The sequence below is a fragment of the Psychrobacter sp. T6-1 genome (assembly GCF_052258445.1).
Map to the genome: position 1 here is coordinate 1 of NZ_JBQQFC010000837.1, position 519 is coordinate 519.

The 519-nt window shown below is 40.5% G+C and carries 1 protein-coding gene; it reads right to left on the bottom strand.

The genetic code is table 11. The features are described from left to right. Positions 1-156: 156 nt before the first annotated feature. Positions 157-519 (bottom strand): glutathione binding-like protein (locus tag ACTXGO_RS16250; protein ID WP_443575256.1); only part of this gene is annotated, 363 nt, incomplete at its 5' end.

The window sequence follows — 519 nt, forward strand, 5'->3', positions numbered from 1 at the left end:
TATCTGTTTTGACCAAATTGTCACTATTGACTCTTGGCATAAATACCGGTTTTTGTTCTACAGCGTTGTGTTCCATAGTTGATAATCTTTATTTTATAGCGTTGGGCATTATAGCAAGAGTTCGGTTTGAGTGTTCTTATATGATGATTTTAGACACTAAACACCAAAAACCACAACCTCATCGCCCTCCGCCCACGGCTGATACTTGGTCATGACTTGCAAAAATAGAGTGTGTGCCAGGCAATGATTCAGCCAGCGCTGCACATTTGGATAGGGCAATTCATAAAAAGTATTGCGATCGACATGAGCGAATTGACGCACAAAAGGCATAATAGCAATGTCAGCAAGCGTTACTTTATCTGCTAACAAATACAAGTTCTGCGTAAGTAGCTCCTCTAAAACTTGCAAAAACGTCTCGCCTTTTTGCCGATATTCAATTTGGGTCATTTCAAGATGACGATCTGCGTATTTGTAGCGATCCAGCCAGTGCTTAAACTCATGATCATTTTGATCGATCAG